The 23,403-nt window shown below is 43.7% G+C and carries 22 protein-coding genes and 1 other RNA gene; 20 read left to right on the top strand and 3 right to left on the bottom strand.

The features are described from left to right. Window positions 1-53 precede the first annotated feature (53 nt). The 17 genes from MK395_RS06820 to tig all read left to right on the top strand — a co-directional run bounded on the left by MK395_RS06820 (window position 54) and on the right by tig (window position 15,829). Entirely contained in the window at window positions 54-581 is a 528-nt protein-coding gene (locus MK395_RS06820; RefSeq protein WP_268711554.1) for an SLOG family protein, read from the top strand. A gap of 69 nt (window positions 582-650) precedes the next feature. Then, window positions 651-980, top strand: a complete 330-nt coding sequence (gene gpsB, locus MK395_RS06815; RefSeq protein WP_033630347.1) for a cell division regulator GpsB — start codon at window positions 651-653, stop codon at window positions 978-980. 20 nt (window positions 981-1,000) lie between these two features. Continuing rightward, an RNA gene (gene rnpB / locus MK395_RS06810) (RNase P RNA component class B) lies at window positions 1,001-1,382 on the top strand. 83 nt (window positions 1,383-1,465) lie between these two features. Then, window positions 1,466-2,623: a THUMP domain-containing class I SAM-dependent RNA methyltransferase gene (locus MK395_RS06805; RefSeq protein ID WP_268711553.1), complete on the top strand. Its 1,158-nt coding sequence runs from the start codon at window positions 1,466-1,468 to the stop codon at window positions 2,621-2,623. A 12-nt stretch (window positions 2,624-2,635) separates the two neighbouring features. Further along, window positions 2,636-4,081 (top strand): cell division site-positioning protein MapZ, encoded by a 1,446-nt coding sequence (gene mapZ / locus MK395_RS06800; RefSeq protein WP_268711552.1) that lies wholly within the window; start codon window positions 2,636-2,638, stop codon window positions 4,079-4,081. A gap of 75 nt (window positions 4,082-4,156) precedes the next feature. Then, window positions 4,157-5,581 carry an NADP-dependent phosphogluconate dehydrogenase gene (gndA, locus tag MK395_RS06795; RefSeq protein ID WP_000158773.1) on the top strand — a complete coding sequence of 475 codons (1,425 nt, stop codon included), beginning with the start codon at window positions 4,157-4,159 and terminating at the stop codon, window positions 5,579-5,581. An 11-nt stretch (window positions 5,582-5,592) separates the two neighbouring features. Next, window positions 5,593-6,282: a response regulator transcription factor gene (locus MK395_RS06790; protein ID WP_000518005.1), complete on the top strand. Its 690-nt coding sequence runs from the start codon at window positions 5,593-5,595 to the stop codon at window positions 6,280-6,282. Between the two features lie 99 nt (window positions 6,283-6,381). Next, on the top strand, window positions 6,382-7,383 hold the full coding sequence (cbpJ, locus tag MK395_RS06785) for a choline-binding protein CbpJ (RefSeq protein ID WP_049501541.1): 1,002 nt from the start codon (window positions 6,382-6,384) through the stop codon (window positions 7,381-7,383). A gap of 117 nt (window positions 7,384-7,500) precedes the next feature. Then, window positions 7,501-8,379 (top strand): mevalonate kinase, encoded by an 879-nt coding sequence (mvk, locus tag MK395_RS06780; protein ID WP_268711551.1) that lies wholly within the window; start codon window positions 7,501-7,503, stop codon window positions 8,377-8,379. Next, window positions 8,361-9,314 carry a diphosphomevalonate decarboxylase gene (gene mvaD, locus MK395_RS06775; protein ID WP_268711550.1) on the top strand — a complete coding sequence of 318 codons (954 nt, stop codon included), beginning with the start codon at window positions 8,361-8,363 and terminating at the stop codon, window positions 9,312-9,314. The genes mvk and mvaD overlap by 19 nt, the downstream gene beginning before the upstream one ends. Further along, the gene (locus MK395_RS06770; RefSeq protein WP_268711549.1) at window positions 9,301-10,308 is read left to right on the top strand and encodes a phosphomevalonate kinase; all 1,008 of its coding nucleotides are present in this window, start codon (window positions 9,301-9,303) and stop codon (window positions 10,306-10,308) included. The genes mvaD and MK395_RS06770 overlap by 14 nt, the downstream gene beginning before the upstream one ends. Further along, window positions 10,292-11,293: a type 2 isopentenyl-diphosphate Delta-isomerase gene (gene fni / locus MK395_RS06765; RefSeq protein WP_268711548.1), complete on the top strand. Its 1,002-nt coding sequence runs from the start codon at window positions 10,292-10,294 to the stop codon at window positions 11,291-11,293. Before MK395_RS06770 ends, fni begins: the two co-directional genes overlap by 17 nt. Window positions 11,294-11,459: 166 nt before the next feature. Further along, complete coding sequence (gene liaF, locus MK395_RS06760; protein WP_049478059.1) at window positions 11,460-12,158, top strand: cell wall-active antibiotics response protein LiaF; 699 nt, start codon at window positions 11,460-11,462, stop codon at window positions 12,156-12,158. Continuing rightward, window positions 12,155-13,153, top strand: a complete 999-nt coding sequence (locus MK395_RS06755) for an envelope stress sensor histidine kinase LiaS (protein WP_268711547.1) — start codon at window positions 12,155-12,157, stop codon at window positions 13,151-13,153. The genes liaF and MK395_RS06755 overlap by 4 nt, the downstream gene beginning before the upstream one ends. A 10-nt stretch (window positions 13,154-13,163) precedes the next feature. After that, window positions 13,164-13,796: a response regulator gene (locus tag MK395_RS06750; protein ID WP_139689470.1), complete on the top strand. Its 633-nt coding sequence runs from the start codon at window positions 13,164-13,166 to the stop codon at window positions 13,794-13,796. Beyond that, entirely contained in the window at window positions 13,797-14,453 is a 657-nt protein-coding gene (locus MK395_RS06745; protein WP_049478062.1) for a DNA alkylation repair protein, read from the top strand. 92 nt (window positions 14,454-14,545) lie between these two features. After that, complete coding sequence (gene tig / locus MK395_RS06740; RefSeq protein WP_049478063.1) at window positions 14,546-15,829, top strand: trigger factor; 1,284 nt, start codon at window positions 14,546-14,548, stop codon at window positions 15,827-15,829. Window positions 15,830-15,876: 47 nt separating this feature from the next. Here tig and recD2 read toward each other — a convergent pair whose 3' ends face one another. From recD2 to rnhC, 3 genes are all read right to left on the bottom strand, one after another. Continuing rightward, window positions 15,877-18,246: an SF1B family DNA helicase RecD2 gene (gene recD2 / locus MK395_RS06735; RefSeq protein ID WP_268711546.1), complete on the bottom strand. Its 2,370-nt coding sequence runs from the start codon at window positions 18,244-18,246 to the stop codon at window positions 15,877-15,879. Between the two features lie 129 nt (window positions 18,247-18,375). After that, window positions 18,376-18,990, bottom strand: a complete 615-nt coding sequence (lepB, locus tag MK395_RS06730) for a signal peptidase I (RefSeq protein WP_049479298.1) — start codon at window positions 18,988-18,990, stop codon at window positions 18,376-18,378. Between the two features lie 3 nt (window positions 18,991-18,993). Beyond that, window positions 18,994-19,875: a ribonuclease HIII gene (rnhC, locus tag MK395_RS06725; protein ID WP_268711545.1), complete on the bottom strand. Its 882-nt coding sequence runs from the start codon at window positions 19,873-19,875 to the stop codon at window positions 18,994-18,996. Between the two features lie 86 nt (window positions 19,876-19,961). Here rnhC and zapA point away from each other — a divergent pair, with 86 nt between their 5' ends. The 3 genes from zapA (at window position 19,962) to MK395_RS06710 (ending at window position 23,246) form a co-directional block, all read left to right on the top strand. Continuing rightward, window positions 19,962-20,264: a cell division protein ZapA gene (zapA, locus tag MK395_RS06720; RefSeq protein WP_000002028.1), complete on the top strand. Its 303-nt coding sequence runs from the start codon at window positions 19,962-19,964 to the stop codon at window positions 20,262-20,264. Further along, window positions 20,261-20,809, top strand: a complete 549-nt coding sequence (locus MK395_RS06715; protein ID WP_268711544.1) for a CvpA family protein — start codon at window positions 20,261-20,263, stop codon at window positions 20,807-20,809. Before zapA ends, MK395_RS06715 begins: the two co-directional genes overlap by 4 nt. Before the next feature lie 100 nt (window positions 20,810-20,909). Then, the gene (locus tag MK395_RS06710; protein ID WP_268711543.1) at window positions 20,910-23,246 is read left to right on the top strand and encodes an endonuclease MutS2; all 2,337 of its coding nucleotides are present in this window, start codon (window positions 20,910-20,912) and stop codon (window positions 23,244-23,246) included. The last annotated feature ends 157 nt before the right edge of the window (window positions 23,247-23,403 follow it).

The raw sequence follows: 23,403 nt of genomic DNA, 5'->3' as shown, positions 1-23,403 counted from the left end.
GGTACAATAACATCACTCTATTATATCATAAATTTACAAAGAAAGGGTTAAAAATGACATCAGCCTTGATTTTAGGCTATTCAGCCTTGGACCTTGGTCTCTTTAATGACAAGGATATTCGCGTTGATATTATTAAAACAGCCATTCGGAGAGACCTGGAACGTCTAGCTGAGGATGGGGTGACATGGCTTGTCTTTACAGGGACTTTGGGCTTTGAGTACTGGGCGCTTCAGGTAGCGAAAGAAATGAAAGCAGACTATGGATTTCAGCTGGCGACTATTTTTGATTTTGAAACCCATGGCAGTAATTGGAATGAAGCAAATCAAGCGAAATTGAGTGAGTTCAAGCAGGTTGATTTTGTCAAATACGCCTATCCACAATATGAGCACAAGGGACAACTACGCGATTATCAGAAATTTCTGCTGGAAAATACAGATACTTGTTACCTTTTTTACGACGAAGAAAACGAAACCAAGTTACGATATTTTTACCAAATGATGAAAAATCAAGCGGACTATGTTACAAGAAGATTAACATTTGAGGACTTGAATGAAATAGTAGAAAATTTTTCTGAAAAGTAAGCCTTTGACCTTGATTTTTACTTGTCTTTTTTTATATAATAATACTAGTAACCCAGAATGGAGAGAGACATGGCAAGTATTATATTTTCAGCGAAAGATATTTTTGAACAAGACTTCGGACGTGAAGTACGTGGATATAGCAAAGCAGAGGTAGATGAATTCCTAGACGATGTGATTAAGGATTATGAAACCTACGCAGCTTTGGTCAAATCCCTTCGTCAAGAGATTGCTGATTTGAAGGAAGAATTATCTCATAAACCACAGGTAGCTCCAACTCAACCAGACTCTATTGAAGTAACGGCTTCTACTTCAATGACAAACTTTGATATTTTGAAACGCTTAAATCGTCTCGAAAAAGAAGTATTTGGTAAGCAAATCTTAGACAACCAAGATTTATAATTGACTAAGGAATGAGTGCAATTTTTGGATAATCGCGTGAAGAGGTTCTCTTTTCATGAGGAAAGTCCATGCTAGCACAGGCTGTGATGCCTGTAGTGTTTGTGCTAGGCGAATCCATAAGCCTAGGGACGAGAAATCGTTACGGCAGTCGAAATGGCTAAGTCTTCGGATAGGTCAAAATAGGCTTGAAAGTGCCACAGTGACGGAGTCTTTCTGGAAACAGAGAGAGTGGAACGCGGTAAACCCCTCAAGCTAGCAACCCAAATTTTGGTCGGGGCATGGAGTGCACGGAAACGAACGTAGTACTCTGACTGCTAGCAGATTTATGCTGTTAGCGGTAGACAGATGATTATCGAAGGAAGTGGTCCTAGTCACTTCTGGAACAAAACATGGCTTATAGAAAATTGCATATAGGTTGGGGCTGAGAAATCTTTCTCAACCTCATTTTTTAAAGTGAACAAGAGAAAGGTCTTGCAAGACTAGAAATGAAAGAACAATTTAATTTAATCGCAACTGCTGCGGCGGGTCTTGAGGCTGTCGTTGGACGTGAGGTGCGAGACCTTGGTTATGATTGCCAGGTTGAAAATGGGCGTGTCCGCTTTCAAGGAGATGTGAAGGCAATCATCGAGACCAATCTTTGGCTTCGTGCAGCGGATCGCATCAAGATTGTAGTCGGAAGTTTTCCTGCTAAGACTTTTGAAGAGCTTTTTCAAGGTGTTTTTGCTCTAGATTGGGAAAACTATCTCCCGCTAGGAGCACGTTTCCCGATATCAAAGGCAAAATGTGTGAAGTCTAAACTTCATAACGAGCCTAGTGTTCAGGCTATTTCCAAGAAGGCTGTTGTGAAGAAATTACAAAAACACTATGCCCGCCCAGAAGGAGTTCCCTTGATGGAAACGGGTCCCGAGTTTAAGATCGAGGTATCTATCCTGAAAGATGTGGCAACGGTCATGATTGACGCGACAGGTTCTAGCCTTTTTAAACGAGGTTATCGTACGGAAAAGGGTGGAGCGCCCATCAAGGAAAATATGGCAGCGGCCATTTTACAACTATCTAACTGGTATCCAGACAAGCCCTTAATTGATCCAACCTGCGGTTCAGGAACCTTCTGCATCGAGGCGGCTATGATAGCTAAGAAGATGGCCCCAGGACTTCGACGTTCCTTTGCTTTTGAGGAATGGAACTGGGTCAGCGATCGGTTAATTCAAGAAGTGCGTACCGACGCTGCCAAGAAAATTGACCGTGAACTGGAACTGGATATCATGGGCTGTGATATAGACGCTCGTATGGTGGAGATTGCTAAGGCAAATGCTCAAGCAGCAGGCGTCGCAGGTGATATCACCTTTAAGCAAATGCGGGTACAGGACTTGCGCACAGATAAGATTAATGGCGTTATCATTTCCAATCCACCATATGGGGAACGCTTGTCTGATGATGCAGGAGTTACCAAGCTCTATGCTGAGATGGGACAGGTCTTTGCACCACTGAAAACGTGGAGTAAGTTTATCCTGACGAGTGACGAAGCTTTTGAAAGCAAGTACGGAAGTCCAGCTGATAAAAAGCGAAAACTCTATAACGGGACCTTAAAAGTGGATTTGTATCAATACTTTGGTCAGCGTGTCAAACGCCAAGAGGTAAAATAGAAAGGTGAACTCATGAGTAAGAAAAGACGTGATCGTCATAAAAAAGGACATCAAGAACCACAATTCGACTTTGATGAAGCAAAAGACTTGACTGTTGGTCAAGTCATTCGTAAGAATGAAGAGGTTGAAGCAGGAGTATTGCCTGAGGACAGTATCTTAGACAAATACATCAAACAACACCGTGAAGAAATCGAAGCTGACAAGTTTGAAACTCGTCAGTTTAAAAAAGAAGAGCTAGCTTCTACTCAAAATCTAGAGGAAATGATTCAAGAAGTTCGTGAATCAAGTGAATCTTCTGATCAGGTAGACGGTTCAGACGTGGTTGCTGAGGAATCTATTGAAGAGATAGAAAATGAAGAGACTACTCAGTTTGTTCCACCACTTCAAGATGAAGAAAGTGCTGAAATAGAGGCTCTCGTTTTAACAGAAACAGAGCCCAAGCAAATAAATGAGGAACAAGAAGAGGAGACCTATACACCTCTATCACGTTCGGCTCAAACAGAACCTGAAACAGGCTCTAAGAAGAAAGGTGTCATCATCATTGCTTCGGTAGTAGCTGCAATCCTTGTGCTTGCTGGAACATATTATGTCTACCGCCAAGTATCTCGTTCAAACCAAGAAATCCAGTCTTCTCAAGCAGCCTCTTCGGATGATCAAGGGACACAAACAGCTTTGAAAGACTTCAATGATTTCTATGATACTTTCTATACAGATGCTAATAAGACTGCTCTGAAAAACAGCCAGTTTGATAAATTGAGCCAACTGAAAACCTTGCTAGATAAGTTAGAAGGTAGCCGTGATTATACACTAGCTAAGTCAAGATATGATAGCCTAGCAACTCAAATCAAGGCCATTCAAGATGTTAATGCCCTCTTTGAAAGCCCAGCAATCACTGACGGTGTCTTGGATACCAATGCGAAAGCCAAAGCGGATGCTAAATTTACAGAAATTAAGACAGGAAACACAGAACTAGACAAACTCTTGGATAAGGCCATTAGTCTTGGTAAGAGTCAACAAACCAGTGCTTCCAGCTCAAGTTCGAGCTCTAGCACGAGTCAAGCAAGCTCAAGTTCAGCTACAGAAAGCAATGCAAGCAGTACGACACCTTCTACAAGCACTACGGCACCAGCTAGAGACACAAATGGTGGTTTGTCTGGCGATGGGGTTAATCTTCAAAGAAGTGCTAGTCGTGTACCCTACAACCAATCAGCTGTAGATGATAGCAACAACCCTGCTTGGACCTTTGCAGATGGTGTATTGGAACAAGTCCTAGCAACATCACGTGCTCGTGGCTATATCACTGGAAATCAATATATCCTAGAACGTGTCAATATCGTAAACGGAAATGGTTATTACAACCTCTATAAACCAGATGGAACCTATCTCTTCACCCTCAACTGTAAGACAGGTTACTTTGTAGGGAATGGTTCTGGTCATGCAGATGACTTGGACTACTAGGACTCCGTTACAAAATTCTTTCCTTTCATAGGTAAAAATGATAAAATAAAACATATTAAACAAGAGGAGTGTCACATGACAAAAGCTAACTTTGGTGTCGTTGGTATGGCCGTAATGGGTCGTAACCTTGCCCTAAATATCGAATCTCGTGGTTATACAGTTGCCATTTACAACCGTAGTAAAGAAAAAACAGAAGACGTAATTGCTTGCCATCCTGAAAAGAACTTTGTGCCAAGCTATGACGTGGAAAGCTTTGTAAACTCAATCGAAAAACCTCGTCGTATCATGCTGATGGTTCAAGCTGGACCTGGTACAGACGCAACTATCCAAGCCCTTCTTCCCCACCTTGACAAGGGAGATATCTTGATTGACGGAGGAAACACTTTCTACAAAGATACCATCCGCCGTAATGAAGAATTGGCAAACTCAGGCATCAACTTTATCGGTACGGGGGTTTCTGGTGGTGAAAAAGGTGCCCTTGAAGGTCCGTCTATCATGCCTGGTGGACAAAAAGAAGCCTACGAATTGGTTGCGGATGTTCTCGAAGAAATCTCAGCTAAAGCACCAGAAGATGGAAAACCATGTGTGACTTACATCGGTCCTGATGGAGCTGGTCACTATGTGAAAATGGTCCACAACGGTATCGAGTATGGTGACATGCAATTGATCGCAGAAAGCTACGACCTCATGCAACACTTGCTTGGCCTTTCTGCAGAAGACATGGCTGAAATCTTTACTGAGTGGAACAAGGGCGAGTTGGACAGCTACTTGATCGAAATCACAGCTGATATCTTGAGCCGTAAAGATGATGAAGGTCAAGATGGACCAATCGTAGACTATATCCTTGATGCTGCAGGCAACAAGGGAACTGGTAAATGGACTAGCCAATCAGCTCTTGACCTTGGTGTGCCATTGTCACTCATCACTGAGTCAGTATTTGCGCGTTACATCTCTACATACAAAGAAGAGCGTGTACATGCTAGCAAGGTGCTTCCAAAACCAGCTACTTTCAAATTTGAAGGTGACAAGGCTGAGTTGATTGAAAAGATCCGTCAAGCCCTTTACTTCTCAAAAATCATCTCATACGCACAAGGTTTTGCTCAATTGCATGTGGCTTCTAAAGAAAATAACTGGAACTTGCCATTTGCGGACATCGCATCTATCTGGCGTGATGGCTGTATCATCCGTTCTCGTTTCTTGCAAAAGATCACAGATGCCTACAACCGTGATGCAGACCTTGCAAACCTTCTCTTGGATGAATACTTCTTGGATGTCACTGCCAAGTACCAACAAGCAGTGCGTGATATCGTAGCTCTTGCTGTTCAAGCTGGTGTACCAGTGCCAACCTTCTCAGCAGCTATTACTTACTTTGATAGCTACCGTTCAGCTGACCTTCCTGCTAACTTGATCCAAGCGCAACGTGACTACTTTGGTGCCCACACTTACCAACGTAAAGACAAAGAAGGAACATTCCACTACTCTTGGTATGACGAAAAATAAGTAGGTCTGCCATGGGGAAACGGATTTTATTACTTGAGAAAGAACGAAATCTCGCTCATTTTCTCAGTCTGGAACTCCAAAAAGAGCAATACCGTGTTGATCTGGTCGAGGAGGGGCAAAAAGCCCTCTCCATGGCTCTCCAGACAGATTATGACTTGATTTTACTGAATGCTCGTCTGGGGGATATGACGGCCCAGGATTTTGCAGAGAGGCTGAGTCGGACAAAACCTGCCTCAGTGATCATGGTCTTGGACCATCGCGAAGAATTGCAAGACCAGATTGAGACAATCCAGCGCTTCGCCGTTTCTTACATCTATAAGCCAGTGATTATTGATCAGCTGGTGGCTCGTATTTCAGCGATTTTCCGAGGTCGGGACTTTATCGACCAACATTGTAGTCAGATGAAGGTCCCAACGTCTTACCGCAATTTGCGTATGGATGTAGAACATCATACCGTTTATCGTGGCGAGGAGATGATTGCTCTGACGCGCCGTGAGTATGACCTTTTGGCCACTCTCATGGGAAGCAAGAAGGTCTTGACTCGTGAGCAGTTGTTGGAAAGTGTTTGGAAGTACGAAAGTGCGACAGAAACCAATATCGTGGATGTTTATATCCGTTATCTACGTAGCAAGCTTGATGTAAAAGGTCAAAAAAGCTACATTAAAACCGTGCGTGGTGTTGGTTACACCATGCAAGAATAGAAAAGCAGTTGCAGTTGTGTAACTGCTTTTTTTGAGAAGTTTCTATATATTGACATACAATAAAGTCTTTGCTACAATCAGTTATGGAGGAAAGATCTAATGAAAAAATTTAAAATAATGATGCAAGTTGGACTGACAGTCTTTTTCTTTGCTTTGTTAGCGACAAGCACCGTCTTTGCGGATGATGTTGATTCAGAAGGCTGGCAATTTGTCCAAGAAAATGGTAGAACCTACTACAAGAAGGGTGACATCAAAGAAACGGACTGGCGAGTGATTGATGGCAAGACCTATTATTTTGATTATAATGGTGAAATGGTTGTTGGTTGGCAATATATTCCAATGCCAGTTAAAGGATATACAATTGGTCCTTACCCAAATGGTATCAGATTAGAAGGTTCCCCAATGCCAGAATGGTACTACTTTGACAAAAATGGAGTGCTACAAGAGTTTGTTGGTTGGAAAGCATTAGAGGTTAAAACTAAAGACAGTGTTGGAAGAAAGTATGGGGAAAAACGTACAAACCCAGAAGATAAAGAAGAGAAGAGTTTTTACACGAACTATTACTTTAATCAAGATCATTCTTTAGAGACAGGTTGGCTTTATGACCAGTCTAATTGGTATTATTTAGCTAAAACGGAAATTAATGGAGAAAACTATATTGGTGGTGAAAGACGTGCAGGTTGGATAAACGATGGTTCAGCTTGGTACTATCTAGATCCAACAACTGGTATCATGCAAACTGGTTGGAAGCAACTTGGTAATAAATGGTACTATCTCCGTTCATCAGGAGCTATGACAACTGGCTGGTATCAGGAAGGCTCAACTTGGTACTATTTAGATGCTGAAAATGGCGATATGAAAACAGGCTGGCAATATCTTGGGAACAAGTGGTACTATCTTCATTCATCAGGAGCCGTGGCGACTGGCTGGTATCAGGAAGGCTCGACTTGGTACTACTTACATGCAAGTAATGGAGATATGAAGACAGGCTGGTTCCAGGTCAATGGCAAATGGTACTATGCGTATGGTTCAGGTGCTTTAGCAGTGAATACAACCGTAGATGGTTATTCTGTCAACTATAATGGCGAATGGGTTCAATAATGAAAGAGGCGATTGTGAAGGAAACAATCGCTTTTTTTGTGAAAATATAATAAAATAGATAGGAGAAAATACTACTGTATGAAATGAGACGGTCTTTCCGTCTGGTTAAAGGAAAACATGACAAAAAAAGTTGGTGTCGGTCAGGCACATAGTAAGATTATTTTAATAGGAGAGCATGCGGTAGTCTACGGCTATCCAGCTATTTCTCTGCCTCTCTTAGAGGTGGAAGTGACCTGCAAGGTGGTCCCTGCTGAAAGCCCGTGGCGTCTTTATGAGGAGGATACCTTGTCCATGGCGGTTTATGCTTCGCTGGAGTATTTGGATATCAAAGAAGCCTGCATTCGATGTGTGATTGACTCGGCTATCCCTGAAAAACGTGGAATGGGTTCGTCAGCGGCTATCAGCATAGCAGCCATTCGAGCTGTTTTTGACTACTATCAAGCCGATCTGCCTCATGATGTACTAGAAATCTTGGTCAATCGGGCTGAGATGATTGCCCATATGAATCCAAGCGGGTTGGATGCCAAGACCTGTCTCAGTGACCAGCCCATTCGCTTTATCAAGAATGTTGGTTTTACAGAGCTTGAGATGAACCTATCCGCTTATTTGGTCATTGCCGATACGGGCGTGTATGGTCACACTCGTGAAGCCATCCAAGTGGTTCAAAGCAAGGGCAAGGATGCCCTGCCGTTTTTGCATGCCTTGGGAGAATTGACCCAGCAGGCAGAAGATGCGATTAGACAAAAAGATGCTGAAAAACTGGGACAAATCCTCAGTCAAGCGCATTTACATTTAAAAGAAATTGGTGTTAGTAGCCCTGAGGCAGACTCCCTCGTTGAAACGGCTCTTAGCCATGGTGCTCTAGGCGCCAAGATGAGCGGTGGCGGGCTAGGAGGCTGTATCATAGCCTTGGTAGCCAATCTGGATCAAGCACAAGAACTAGCAAAACGATTAGAAGAGAAAGGAGCTGTTCAGACATGGATCGAAAGCCTGTAACAGTACGTTCCTACGCAAATATTGCCATTATCAAATACTGGGGAAAGAAAAAAGAAAAAGAGATGGTTCCTGCTACTAGCAGTATCTCTCTGACTTTGGAAAATATGTACACAGAGACGACCTTATCGCCTCTACCGACAGATGCGACTGCTGATGCCTTTTATATCAATGGTCAACTACAAAATGAGGCTGAGCATGCCAAAATGAGCAAAATCATTGACCGCTACCGTCCAGAAGGTGAGGGATTTGTCCGTATTGATACCCAAAACAATATGCCAACGGCAGCGGGCCTGTCCTCAAGTTCTAGCGGTTTGTCCGCCTTGGTCAAGGCTTGCAATGCTTATTTTCAGCTTGGTTTGAATCGGAGTCAGTTGGCACAGGAGGCTAAGTTTGCTTCAGGTTCATCCTCTCGCAGTTTTTATGGACCACTCGGTGCTTGGGACAAGGATAGTGGGGAAATCTACCCTGTAGAGACAGACTTGAAACTAGCTATGATTATGTTGGTGCTGGAGGACAAGAAAAAACCAATTTCTAGCCGTGATGGGATGAAACTCTGTGTGGAAACCTCGACGACCTTTGATGACTGGGTGCGCCAGTCTGAGAAGGATTATCAGGAGATGCTGGTTTATCTCAAAGAGAATGACTTTGCCAAGGTTGGGGAATTAACGGAGAAAAATGCCCTAGCCATGCACGCTACGACAAAAACTGCTAGTCCAGCCTTTTCTTATCTAACGGATGCTTCCTATGAAGCCATGGACTTTGTCCGTCAACTTCGTGAGCAAGGGGAAACCTGCTACTTTACCATGGATGCTGGTCCCAATGTCAAGGTTCTCTGTCAAGAGGAAGACTTGGAGCATTTGTCAGAAATCTTCGGTCAACGTTATCGCTTGATTGTGTCAAAAACAAAGGATTTGAGTCAAGATGATTGCTGTTAAAACTTGCGGAAAACTATACTGGGCAGGTGAATATGCTATTTTAGAGCCAGGACAGTTAGCCTTGATAAAGGCCATCCCCATCTATATGAAGGCTGAGATTGCTTTTTCTGAGAACTATTGTATCTACTCAGACATGTTTGATTTCGCAGTGAACTTGACGCCAAATCCTGACTACAGCTTGATTCAAGAAACGATTGCTTTGGTGGGAGACTTCCTTGCTGTTCGCGGTCAGACTTTGCGACCTTTTTCCTTGGAAATCCGAGGAAAAATGGAACGAGAAGGGAAAAAGTTTGGTTTAGGCTCTAGTGGTAGCGTCGTTGTCTTGGTTGTCAAGGCTCTGCTGGCTCTGTATAATCTTTCGATTGATCAGGATCTCTTGTTCAAGCTGACTAGCGCGGTCTTACTCAAGCGAGGAGACAATGGTTCTATGGGAGACCTTGCCTGTATCGTTGCAGAGGATTTGGTTCTCTACCAGTCTTTTGATCGCCAGAAGGTGGCTGCTTGGTTGGAAGAAGAAAACTTGGCGACAGTTTTGGAGCGTGATTGGGGCTTTTCGATCTCACAAGTGAAACCAGCCCTAGAATGTGATTTCCTAGTGGGATGGACCAAGGAAGTGGCCGTATCAAGTCAAATGGTCAAGCAAATCAAGCAAAACATAGACCAGAATTTTTTAAGTTCCTCAAAAGCAACGGTATCTGCTTTGGTAGAAGCCTTGGAGCAGGGGCATGCAGAAAACATCATCAAGCAGGTGGAAACAGCCAGTCAGCTTTTAGAAAGCTTGAGCCCAGATATTTACACGCCTTCGCTGAGACAGTTGAAAGAGGCCAGTCAAGATTTGCAGGCTGTTGCCAAGAGTAGTGGCGCTGGTGGTGGTGACTGTGGCATTGCCTTGAGTTTTGATGCGCAATCGACTGAAACCTTAAAAAACCGTTGGGCCAATCTGGGGATTGAGCTCTTATACCATGAAAGGATTGGACATGATGACAAATCGTAAGGACGAGCACATCCGCTATGCCCTTGAGCAGAAAAGTTCCTATAATAGCTTTGATGAGGTGGAGTTGATTCATTCTTCCCTGCCTCTTTATGACCTAGATGAGATTGATTTGTCTACAGAGTTTGCAGGTCGAAAGTGGGACTTTCCTTTTTATATCAATGCCATGACAGGTGGGAGCGAAAAAGGTAAAGAAATCAATCAAAAAATAGCTCAGGTGGCAGAAGCCTGTGGGATTTTGTTTGTAACGGGTTCTTATAGCGCAGCACTTAAGGATCCAACAGACGACTCTTTTTCTGTCAAATCTAGCCATCCAAATCTCCTCCTTGGAACCAATATTGGATTGGACAAGCCTGTTGAGTTAGGACTTCAGACTGTAGAAGAGATGAATCCTCTTCTCCTTCAAGTGCATGTTAATGTCATGCAGGAATTGCTCATGCCAGAGGGAGAAAGAAAGTTTCGAAACTGGCAATCACATCTGGCAGACTACAGCAAGCAAATCCCTGCTCCTATTATTCTCAAGGAAGTGGGCTTTGGGATGGATGTGAAGACCATCGAGAGAGCCTATGAACTGGGTGTTCGAACGGTTGACCTATCAGGTCGTGGTGGCACCAGCTTTGCCTATATCGAAAACCGTCGCAGTGGCCAACGTGATTACCTCAATCAATGGGGTCAGTCCACCATGCAAGCCCTCCTCAATGCTCAAGACTGGAAAGACAAGGTCGAACTTTTGGTTAGCGGAGGGGTTCGAAATCCGCTGGATATGATTAAGTGCTTGGTCTTTGGTGCCAAGGCTGTAGGATTGTCACGTACCGTTCTGGAATTGGTTGAAACCTACTCCGTCGAAGAGGTGATTGGTATTGTCCAAGGCTGGAAAGAAGATCTGCGTTTGATCATGTGTGCCCTTAATTGTGCCACCATAGCGGATCTGCAAAACGTAGACTACATTCTTTATGGTAAACTAAAAGAAGCAAAAGATCAGATGTAGAGAGGTCGGGACAAGAATCCCGCCCTTTTTTGTAGCCTTTTGTCAACTGTAGTGGGTTGAAAGAACCTAGTTTGTAGGAGCGATTTCTGTCCAATCTCCTTTTTCCATCCTCAGACCGAGGTGACTTTTCTGAATTGTGATAAAATAGAAGGGAGAGGATGCATCTATGAAAAAATTTCAAATCTTTTTATTTATTGAAGCCTGTCTGTTGACGGGAGCTCTGATTTTGATGGTATCAGAGCATTTTTCGCGTTTTCTGCTGATTCTGTTCCTCTTTTTGCTCTTGCTGCGCTATTATACAGGTAAAGAGGGCAATAATGTCTTCCTCCTTGTAACGACTATTCTTTTCTTTTTCATCGTCATGCTCAATCCCTTTGTGATTTTAGCCATCTTTGTAGCGGTGATCTACAGTCTCTTTCTTCTCTATCCAATGATGAATCAAGAAAGAGAGGAGACGGACTTGGTCTTTGAAGAGGTGGTGACGGTTAAAAATGAACGCAATCCTTGGTTTGGTAATCTCCATCATTTCTCTAGTCACCAGACCTGCCAGTTTGACGATATCAACCTCTTTCGCCTCATGGGCAAGGACACCATTCATCTAGAAAGAGTTATCCTAACCAATCATGACAATGTCATTATCCTTAGAAAGATGGTCGGAACGACTAGGATTATCGTGCCTGTAGATGTGGAAATCAGTCTCAGTGTCAACTGCCTCTATGGAGATCTTACCTTCCTTCATCAGCCTAAGAGATCCCTCCGCAATGAACACTATCATCAGGAGACCAGAGACTATCTCAAGAGTAACAAGAGCGTCAAGATTTTCCTAACTACTATGGTTGGCGATGTGGAGGTGGTCAGAGGATGAAAAAGCAATCTTATCTGTTAATCGGTCTGACTTCTTTCCTCTTTATCCTCTTTTTGACCAATAGTCTGCTGGATATTTTAAATCTTGATTGGTCCTATTTGCTACAAGATATCGAAAAAATAGAAAAGATAGTCTTTTTGGTACTTGTATTTAGCCTTTCCATGACCTTCTTTTTTGACCTCTTTTGGCGCGTGATAGAAGAAATTTCACGCAGAAAAATGCAGATTAATCTCAAGCGACTGCTAGCAGGAAAAGAGGTGGTTGCCTTTGCAGATCCAGACTTGAATGCCAGTTTCAAGTCCTTGTCTGGCAAGCTCAACCTCTTGACAGAAGCTGTTCAAAAGGCTGAAAATCAAAGTCTGGTCAAGGAAGAAGCAATCATCGAGAAGGAAAGGAAGCGGATAGCACGTGACTTGCACGATACGGTTAGTCAGGAGTTGTTTGCGGCCCATATGATTTTATCAGGTGTCAGCCAGCAGGCTTTGAAGCTTGATAGAGAAAAGATGCAGACCCAGTTGCAAAGTGTCGCAGCCATCCTCGAAACAGCCCAGAAAGATCTACGGGTCTTGCTCTTGCATTTGCGACCAGTTGAGTTGGAAGAAAAGAGTCTGGTTGAGGGGATTCAAATCCTCTTAAAAGAGCTTGAGGACAAGAGTGATCTCAAGGTTAGTCTCAAGCAAAATGTGTCTAAATTGCCCAAGAAGATTGAAGAGCATATCTTCCGCATACTTCAGGAGTTGATCAGCAATACCCTTCGCCATGCCCAGGCATCTTGCCTAGATGTCTACCTCTATCAGACGGATGTTGAATTGCAGCTGAAGGTAGTGGACAATGGGATTGGTTTCCAGTTAGGGAGCTTAGATGACTTGAGTTATGGACTGCGAAATATTAAGGAGCGGATTGAGGATATGGCAGGGACTGTTCAACTCTTGACAGCACCTAAGCAAGGACTGGCGGTCGATATCCGTATTCCCCTGCTAGACAAGGAATCATAAAGGAGTAAAGATGAAAATTTTACTGGTAGATGACCATGAAATGGTCCGATTGGGCTTGAAAAGCTACTTTGACCTCCAAGACGATGTAGAAGTTGTGGGCGAGGCGGCCAATGGTGTTCAAGGGATTTCCTTGGCCTTGGAATTGCGCCCAGATGTCATTGTCATGGATATTGTCATGCCTGAGATGAATGGGATTGATGCAACCTTGGCCATCCTCAAAGAATGGCCTGAAGCCAAGATTTTGATAGTGACCTCTTATCTAGACAATGAAAAAATCATGCCAGTCTTAAATGCTGGGGCTAGGGGCTATATGCTCAAGACCTCAAGTGCAGACGAATTACTGAACGCTGTTCGTAAGGTTGCTGCTGGCGAGCTGGCTATTGAACAAGAGGTCAGCAAGAAGGTCGAATACCACCGCAATCATATGGAACTTCATGAGGAATTGACTGCTCGTGAACGTGACGTGCTTCAACTCATCGCCAAGGGCTACGAAAATCAGCGGATCGCAGATGAACTCTTCATCTCTCTCAAGACGGTCAAGACCCATGTGTCCAATATCCTTGCCAAGCTTGAGGTCAGCGATCGCACTCAGGCGGCGGTCTATGCCTTTCAGCACCACTTGGTTGGGCATGAGGACTTTTAGATGAGTCTTGTAGATTTAATTGAGGAGCTAGAAGCAGCAAAAGACCCTGAGAAAGCAGGCCCAATGGAAGCCTATATGCGCCATCAATTTCCCTTTTTAGGTATTGCAGGTCCTGAAAGAAACGCCCTCTATAAAAAGTATTTTCCAAGCGCGAAAAAAACAAAGATGATCGATTGGGATTTTGTAGACACTTGCTGGGAAAAGGAGCCTAGAGAATACCAGTATGTGGCTGCCAACTATTTGAAAGCCATGCAGTCTTATCTAACGAAGGATAATTTGCCTAAGCTTGAGCGTCTGGTCGTGACCAAGTCCTGGTGGGATACGGTAGATATCCTAGATCGAGTAGTAGGAAGTTTAGTATATGGCAAGCCAGAACTTGAAGAAAGAATTCTCCAATGGAGTCTATCAGATAATATCTGGCTGAGACGAGTTGCTATTGATCACCAGTTGTTAAGAAAAGAGAAGACGGATGTTCAACTAATGGAAAAGATCCTGTTCAATAATCTCGACCAAACAGAATTTTTTATCAATAAAGCCATCGGCTGGGCTCTAAGAGACTACTCCAAAACCAATCCGGAATGGGTAGCAAACTTCATCGAAAAAAACAAGGAAAGAATGGCTGAACTCAGTATCAAGGAAGCTAGCAAGTACCTTTAGCATCATTGAAAAGCGCGTTCATTACTTGAAAATTAACCGTAGTTTATGCTATAATAGACTGTATTTAAAAAATTTTAAGGAGAAATGACAGAATGTCTGTATCATTTGAAAACAAAGAAACAAACCGTGGAGTCTTGACTTTCACTATCTCTCAAGACCAAATCAAACCAGAATTGGACCGTGTATTTAACTCAGTAAAGAAAACTCTTAACGTTCCTGGTTTCCGTAAAGGTCACCTTCCACGCCCTATCTTCGACCAAAAATTTGGTGAAGAAGCTCTTTATCAAGATGCAATGAACGCTCTTTTGCCAAACGCTTATGAAGCTGCAGTAAAAGAAGCTGGTCTTGAAGTCGTTGCACAACCAAAAATCGATGTGACTTCAATGGAAAAAGGTCAAGACTGGGTTATTACAGCTGAAGTCGTGACAAAACCTGAAGTAAAATTGGGCGACTACAAAAACCTTGAAGTGTCAGTAGATGTAGAAAAAGAAGTTACTGACGCTGACGTTGAAGAACGTATCGAACGCGAACGCAACAACTTGGCTGAATTGGTTATCAAAGAAGGCGCTGCTGAAAATGGCGACACTGTTGTCATCGACTTCGTTGGTTCTATCGACGGTGTTGAATTTGACGGTGGAAAAGGTGAAAACTTCTCACTTGGACTTGGATCAGGTCAATTCATCCCTGGATTTGAAGACCAATTGGTAGGTCACTCAGCTGGCGAAACTGTTGATGTTGTTGTAACATTCCCAGAAGACTACCAAGCAGAAGACCTTGCAGGTAAAGAAGCTAAATTCGTAACAACTATCCACGAAGTAAAAGCTAAAGAAGTTCCAGCTCTTGACGATGAACTTGCAAAAGATATCGACGAAGAAGTGGAAACTCTTGACGAATTGAAAGAAAAATACCGCAAAGAATTGACTGCTACGAAAGAAGAAGCATACAAAGATGCTGTTGAAGGTGCAGCAATCGATAAAGCTGTAGAAAACGCTGAAATCGTAGAACTTCCAGAAGAAATGATCCATGAAGAAGTTCACCGTTCAGTAAATGAATTCCTTGGAAACTTGCAACGCCAAGGGATCAACCCTGACATGTACTTCCAAATCACTGGAACTACTCAAGAAGACCTTCACAAACAATACGAAGCAGAAGCTGAGTCACGTACGAAGACTAACCTTGTTATCGAAGCAGTTGCCAAAGCTGAAGGATTTGACGCTTCAGAAGAAGAAATCCAAAAAGAAATCGAGCAATTGGCAGCAGACTACAATATGGAAGTTGCACAAGTACAAAACTTGCTTTCAGCTGACATGTTGAAACACGATATCACTATCAAAAAAGCTGTTGAATTGATCACAAGCACAGCAACAGTTAAATAATCTTAAAAGAGAAAAAGCCCACCTGACTAGGTGGGCTTTCTGTTGCACTATTTTCCAAAAATCTCTTTTAAGTCAGCATCTGTAATTCCAATCATAGCGGGAATACTAGACCAGTTTTCCTCGGTGAGGATGTAGGATTGTTCAGAGTCACTTGCTGTGGTAGTTTCAGAGAAGGCTTGTTTGCTTTCTTCAATAGTAGTTTCAATTAAATCACTGAAACGCTCAATCAGATAGGTCTTGCGGGCAGTCCCGATATGCTTGACTGCATAGTCAAAGGCCTGTAATTCACCAAGAAGGATGAGCTTGCTCTTGGCCCGTGTGATAGCTGTATAGATGAGATTGCGCTCCAGCATGCGCTTGCTAGCACTGGTGATGGGCAGGATGACAACAGGAAACTCACTTCCCTGAGACTTATGAATACTCATGGCATAGGCCAGGCGAATCTTGTACCATTCGTTACGTGGGTAGACGACTTCATTGCCATCAAAATCAATGACAATCTCGTCTTGCTTAGACTCGGTGTATTTTCCAGGAATCAGGTCTGTGATGTAGCCTAGGTCTCCATTAAAGACATTGACTTCGGCATCGTTGACTAGGTGAATGACCTTGTCCCCTGTTCGATAGTGACACTGAGTTGCTTCAAAGCTCACTTGCCCCTTTTGCTGAGGATTGAGCAGGTCTTGTATGAGTTGGTTGATGGCGTCAATACCAGCAGTTCCTCGATACATAGGCGCTAGCACCTGAATATCGCGAGCCGGAATGCCACTTCTGAGGGCAGCGCCGAGGATTTTCTCAATGGTAGCTGGGATATGGCCACTAGCGATTTCAAAGTAGGAACGGTCTGCCTTTTTCTGGGTAAAGTCAGCTGGCAAGATGCCTTGTCGAATTTGACTAGCCAAGGTAACGATAGTTGATTCTTCGCTCTGACGGTAAATCCGTTCCAAACGCGTCTGCGGAATCAGGGGTATCTGGAGCAGGTCAGCAAGGACTTGTCCAGGACTAACAGAAGGTAGCTGGTCGCTATCGCCCACGATGAGGATTTTACTGTTAGAAGAGATGTTGGAGAAAAGTTGGTTGGCTAGCCAAGTGTCCACCATAGAAAACTCATCCACGATGATGAAGTCGGCATCCAGATAATCTTCTAGATGACTGGTATCATCGTCTCCCGTCATCCCTAAATGACGGTGTATAGTAGCGCTAGGCAAACCTGTTAATTCATTCATGCGCCGAGCCGCTCGACCAGTTGGAGCAGCGAGAAGAATCGGCAGACTGCTTTTCTTCCTGAGTTCAAGCCCTTCTAAGAGGGCATAAACAGCGATAATTCCATTGATAACAGTCGTCTTACCTGTACCAGGCCCACCTGTCAGGATAAAGACCTTGTTCTGGATAGCGTCGCAGATAGCCTGTTTTTGAATGGTATCGTACTGAATCCCCAGTTCTTGCTCGACAGTAGAGATATGCTTGTGAATGGTTTCTAGATCCTGAATTTGTTTCTTTCCTTTTTCAAGGATACGAACCAAGTGACTGCGAATGCCTTCTTCGGCGAAAAAGAGGCTGTTATCAAAGATTTTGGTATCAATCTGCTGAACCTTATCTTCTTCGATCAGATGAGATAATTCCTGAGCAACTTGGCTGGGATCGAGTTCCACGGGACGGGAAGACTCTAGGAGAGTCAGGGTTTGTTCCAGCAAATCTCGGGCTTCCATATAGGTATCGCCCGTATCCATACAGCCTTGAAAGAGACTGTGGACAAGGCCAGCGCGGAAGCGCTCAGGAGCTTGACTTTCGATGCCTAGTTCGGCAGCTAATTGGTCAGCAATGGTAAAGCCCAAACCCTTGATATCCTCAACCAGTTGATAGGGATAATTTTCAACAATATCCAGCGTTTCTTCCTTGTAAAAGTCTTGAATCTGAAAGGCTAGTTTATTGGGAATGCCGTAGTTAGCTAGTTTGGCTAAGACCATTTCTGTCCCATAGTTGAGACGGAGGGTAGAGAGGAAAGCCTCGCGATTTTTTGCAGAGAGTCCTGCAATACTTTCTAGCTTTTCAGGATGTTCCAGAATTTCGTCAATGGTATTCTCACCATAGCTATCGACGATTTTCTGAGCAGTTTTGAGACCAATCCCCTTGAAATGACTGCTAGAAAAGTATTTGACGAGGCCCTTGCTAGTTGGTTTTGCGCGTTCATAACGGTTGATCTGAAGCTGTTCCCCATACTTGGAGTGCTGAACGATTTGTCCCCAAAAAGTGTAGTCTTCCCCTTCAATCACGTCCGCCATGGTTCCTGTAACGATGATTTCAAAATCGTCAAAGTCCTCCGCATTGGTACCTTCGATATCTAGGAGGAGAATACGATAAAAATTACTGGGATTTTCAAAAATAATCCGTTCAATGGTGCCTGAAAAATAAACTTCCATAGGTTTCCTTTACATGAGTTCATGAGAGTTGGACCCTTAGCTTCTTTCAACAAGCTAGGAGACTAAAAGGCCTTCTTCTCGCAATAGAAAAAGAGGCTGAGACTTAGCATTCTCGGCCTCTTCCTTATCTTAAAAAGTTCCGATACGGTTAAGTGGCCAGAAACGGAATTTTGCTTCGCCTTTGATATCGCTGGCCTTGAAGGTACCGACATGGCGGCTGTCGCTAGAGACTAGACGATCGTCACCAAGGAGAAGGTACTCACCTTGAGGGACAGTAAAGCTGAAGCTGGTATTGGAATTGACATCGACCGTAAAGGCTTGTGCTTTTTGAGCAAGTTCTCTAAAGTAAACTCCCTTATTGCCTTCAAATCCTTTTCCAGTATAGGTGTTCTGCAACTTTTCTGTTTTGAACAAGTTGAGGTATTCAGCTAGGTAAGGTTCATTCGTTTCTTCACCGTTGATAAAGAGTTTGTCATTTTCATAGCGGATGGTATCTCCAGGCATACCGATAACCCTTTTGACAATGTCTTTATTTCCGTCTTCCTCGTGCGCAACCACGATATCGAAGCGGTCAATTGGGAGATGTTTGACAACGAAGAGAACCTCTCCGTCGGCTAGGGTAGGGTCCATCGAGTGTCCTTCCACACGGACATTGCTCCAAAGGAAGATGCGGCTAAGACCGACCAGTGCGATAATCAGGAAGATAACTCCCCATTCTTTTATAAATGATTTTAAATAGTTCATGGTTTACCTCTGTAGAAGTTTTTTTGCTTTTTCAGTGTTTTTAAAATGCAGTTTGGCGCAGAAATGAAGTCCCTTCATACCATAGGCCTGCAGGATTTTACTGGCAACCTTATCAGATGCAGTTCCAGCGCCACTTGGCAGTTGATAGCCTAGTTCTCGTCCAAGATTTTCCAAGTTTTCGAGGAAGAGATCCCGCGCGATGATGGAGCTAACTGCAACAGCCAGGTATTTTCCCTCGGCTTTTTCTTCTAAGCTAATTTTGTTTGGAAAACGGTTGGCTTCTTGCGCCAAGTACTTGTCATAGTTTTTAGGACTTGTAAAAGCATCAATCACGATTTTTTCTGGCTGGACTCCTTTTTTTAGAAGGAGAAAGATAGCCTGGTTGTGAAGGGCAACCTTTACAGAAACAGCATTGTAACGCTCTCCGATGACTTCGTTGTACTTGCTCGGTGAAAGAAGGAGCGCTTGATGTGGAATCTTTTCCTTGAGGATAGGGGCAATCTGACGAATCTTTTGGTCGGTCAGAGTCTTGGAATCTCCCACGCCGAGTTTTCGTAGGAAGTCATGCTGGTCAGGTGTCACGAAGGAAGCCACGACAGCTAGTCCGCCAAAGTAGGAACCATTTCCCACCTCATCAGTCCCAATTATAGGGAAATCTTGTCCACTGTTTTCTTGTTGAACTTGGTAGCCAAAGAAACTGGCGTATTGCTCAGCAGCTTCGCCCTGCAGGAGAACTTTTCCAGAAGTATAGATGGAAACCGTTGCCTGAGGCAGTCTCAAAAAATAGCGAATATAAGGATTTTTACTAGGACTGAGAGCCTTCTGATACTGACTTAAAAAGCTCTGAATTTCCTGTTCACTTGGTGTGAGTGTGATACTTGCCATAGTCTCTATTGTACCACAAAAGCAGGAGAATTGGTAAAAACTGACAAAGTTAGCGAAATTTGGTATAATATCGTGAGGTGAATTTTATGGCAAATCTAAATCGATATAAGTTTACATTCGGGAAAAAGACATTAACCTTGACAACCGAGCATGACAACCTCTTTATGGAGGAAATTGCCAAGGTTGCGACTGAAAAATACCAAGCAATTAAAGAACAAATGCCTGGGGCGGATGATGAAACCATTGCGCTTCTTTTGGCGGTCAATTGTCTGTCTACACAACTCAACCGTGAGATTGAATTTGATGACAAGGAGCAAGAGTTGTTAGAACTCCGCCACAAGTTAATTGCTGTCAAACAAGAACAGAGCAAGATTGAGGATTCCCTATGATTTCAATCCTACTCTTATTGGTTCTGGCTTGGGGCTTTTACATCGGCTACCGTAGAGGTTTGGTCCTGCAAGTTTATTATTTCCTCGTGGCAGTGATTTCAGCCTTTGTTGCGGGACAGTTTTATAAATCACTGGGCGACCACTTCCACTTGCTTGTCCCTTATGCCAATCCTCAGGAAGGACAGGGAACCTCTTTCTTCCCTTCAGACCAGCTGTTTCAGCTAGACAAGGTCTTTTATGCGGGCCTAGCCTACCTTTTAGTTTTCGGAATTTGTTATAGTATCGGACGTTTTGTCGGTTTGTTCCTGCACTTGATTCCAACTAAAAAGCTCGATGTCAAATGGTTGCGTATCGGATCAGGCCTTTTATCTCTATTGGTAACCTTATTTGTCTTGCAAATGGCTCTGACCATCCTTGCAACGGTGCCTCTGGCAGTCATTCAAAATTCACTCGAAAAAAGTACAGTAGCCAAACATATCATCCAAAGTGTCCCTTTTACGACAAACTTTATTAAACAACTTTGGGTGACAAATTTAATCGGATAAAAAGGGCGGGATTTTTCCTAGCCCTTTGTTTACAGATTGGGGGACTAGGTCAAAACCTCTAGTTGCTATAATCTTATAAACAAGCATACAAGGAAAGAATATGAATATAAAAATACTAGAAACCTTAGAATTCAATAAAATCAAAGCCTTGTTTGAACCTCATCTCCTGACAGAACAAGGCCTAGCGGAGCTAAAAAGCTTGGTTCCAACTGCCAAGACGGATAAGATCAAGCAAGCCTTTACAGAGATGGAGGAAATGCAAGCCCTATTTGTGGAGCAACCTCACTTTACCATCCTAGCGACGCGTGAGATATCAGCTGTTTGCAAGCGTCTGGAGATGGGAGCGGACCTCAATATTGAGGAGTTTCTGCTCCTCAAACGAGTCTTGCTTGCTAGCAGAGAGTTGCAAGGTTTTTATGCCAATCTTGAAAATGTACGTTTGGAGCAGTTGGCGAGATGGTTTGAGAAACTCCATGATTATCCACACTTGCAAGGAAGTCTCCAAGCCCTAAATGATGCAGGATTTATCGAGAATTTTGCCAGCGAAGAACTAGCACGTATCCGTCGGAAAATCCATGATAGCGAGAGTCAAGTTCGAGATGTCTTGCAAGACTTGCTCAAGCAAAAAGCGCAGATGTTGACGGAAGGGATAATCGCTAGCAGAAATGGGCGTCAAGTCTTACCCGTCAAGAATACCTACCGGAACAAGATTGCAGGTGTTGTCCATGACATCTCTGCTAGTGGAAACACGGTCTATATCGAGCCACGTGAGGTCGTGAAACTGAGCGAAGAAATCGCTAGTTTGCGAGCTGACGAACGCTATGAGATGATTCGCATCCTGCAGGAGCTCTCAGAACGGGTCCGCCCTCATGCTGCGGAGATTGCTAATGACGCTTGGATTATTGGCCATCTGGATCTGATTCGTGCCAAGGTACGTTTCATCCAAGAAAGACAGGCAGTGGTTCCTCAACTTTCAGAGAACCAAGAAATTCAACTCCTTCATGTTCGCCATCCTTTGGTCAAAAATGCTGTTGCAAACGATGTACACTTTGGTAAGGAATTAACGGCCATTGTCATTACAGGTCCCAATACTGGTGGGAAGACCATCATGCTCAAAACTCTGGGCTTGACTCAACTCATGGCCCAGTCAGGCTTGCCCATTTTAGCTGATAAAGGAAGCCGTGTCGGTGTTTTTGAGGAAATCTTCGCAGATATTGGGGATGAGCAGTCTATCGAGCAAAGCTTATCTACCTTCTCTAGCCACATGACCAATATCGTAGATATTCTTGGCAAGGTCAATCAGCACTCGCTCTTATTGCTAGATGAGCTCGGGGCTGGTACCGATCCACAGGAAGGAGCAGCGCTTGCTATGGCTATTCTGGAGGATCTTCGTCTGCGTCAGGTCAAGGCCATGGCGACGACCCACTATCCAGAGCTCAAGGCCTACGGTATTGAAACAGCCTTTGTGCAAAATGCCAGCATGGAGTTTGATACAGCCAGTCTGCGTCCGACCTATCGCTTTATGCAGGGAGTTCCTGGCCGAAGCAATGCCTTTGAAATTGCTAAACGCTTAGGCTTGTCGGATGTCATTGTCGGGGATGCCAGCCAGCAGGTTAACCAAGATAATGATGTCAACCGCATCATTGAACAATTGGAAGAGCAAACGCTTGAAAGCCGTAAACGCTTGGACAATATCCGTGAGGTGGAGCAAGAAAACCTCAAGATGAACCGAGCACTCAAAAAACTCTACAACGAACTCAATCGCGAGAAGGAAACAGAGCTTAACAAGGCGCGTGAACAAGCTGCCGAGATTGTGGAACTTGCTCTAAATGAGAGTGACCAGATTCTCAAGAATCTCCATAGCAAGTCTCAACTCAAACCCCACGAAATCATTGAAGCCAAGGCTGAGCTGAAAAAACTAGCTCCTGAAAAAGTCGACTTATCTAAAAACAAGGTCCTTCAAAAGGCCAAGAAAAAACGAGCTCCAAAGGTTGGGGATGATATCGTGGTTCTCAGTTATGGCCAACGTGGAACATTGACGAATCAGCTCAAGGATGGCCGTTGGGAAGCCCAAGTAGGTTTGATCAAGATGACCTTGGAAGAGAAAGAATTTGACCTTGTTCAGGCTCAACAAGAAGCCCTAGTCAAGAAAAAACAAGTCAATGTCGTCAAACGTGCTTCTGGTCGTGGTCCGCAAGCCAGACTGGATCTCCGAGGCAAACGTTATGAAGAGGCCATGAATGAGCTAGATGCCTTTATCGACCAAGCCCTGCTCAATAACATGGCGCAAGTCGACATCATCCATGGTATCGGAACAGGTGTCATTCGTGAGGGCGTCACCAAATATCTACAAAGAAACAAGCATGTTAAGACTTTCGGCTATGCTCCACAGAATGCTGGCGGTAGTGGCGCAACCATTGTGACCTTTAAAGGATAGAGAGAAGAAGGATTCGCTCTTTCTGAAAAAAAGAAATGAAAAGTCAAAAAGTTTCATAGAATATATTGACAAAGGCTAACTTTTCTTGTAGAATAATAAAAAATAAAATACCAACACCGAATGAAGTTTAATAGAAGTGGAAAAAGGTTTGTTTTCC

Origin of the sequence: Streptococcus oralis (genome assembly GCF_026782085.1) — a bacterium.
Lineage (GTDB): Bacteria > Bacillota > Bacilli > Lactobacillales > Streptococcaceae > Streptococcus > Streptococcus oralis_DA.
This window is presented reverse-complemented; position numbering and strand designations above follow the sequence as displayed.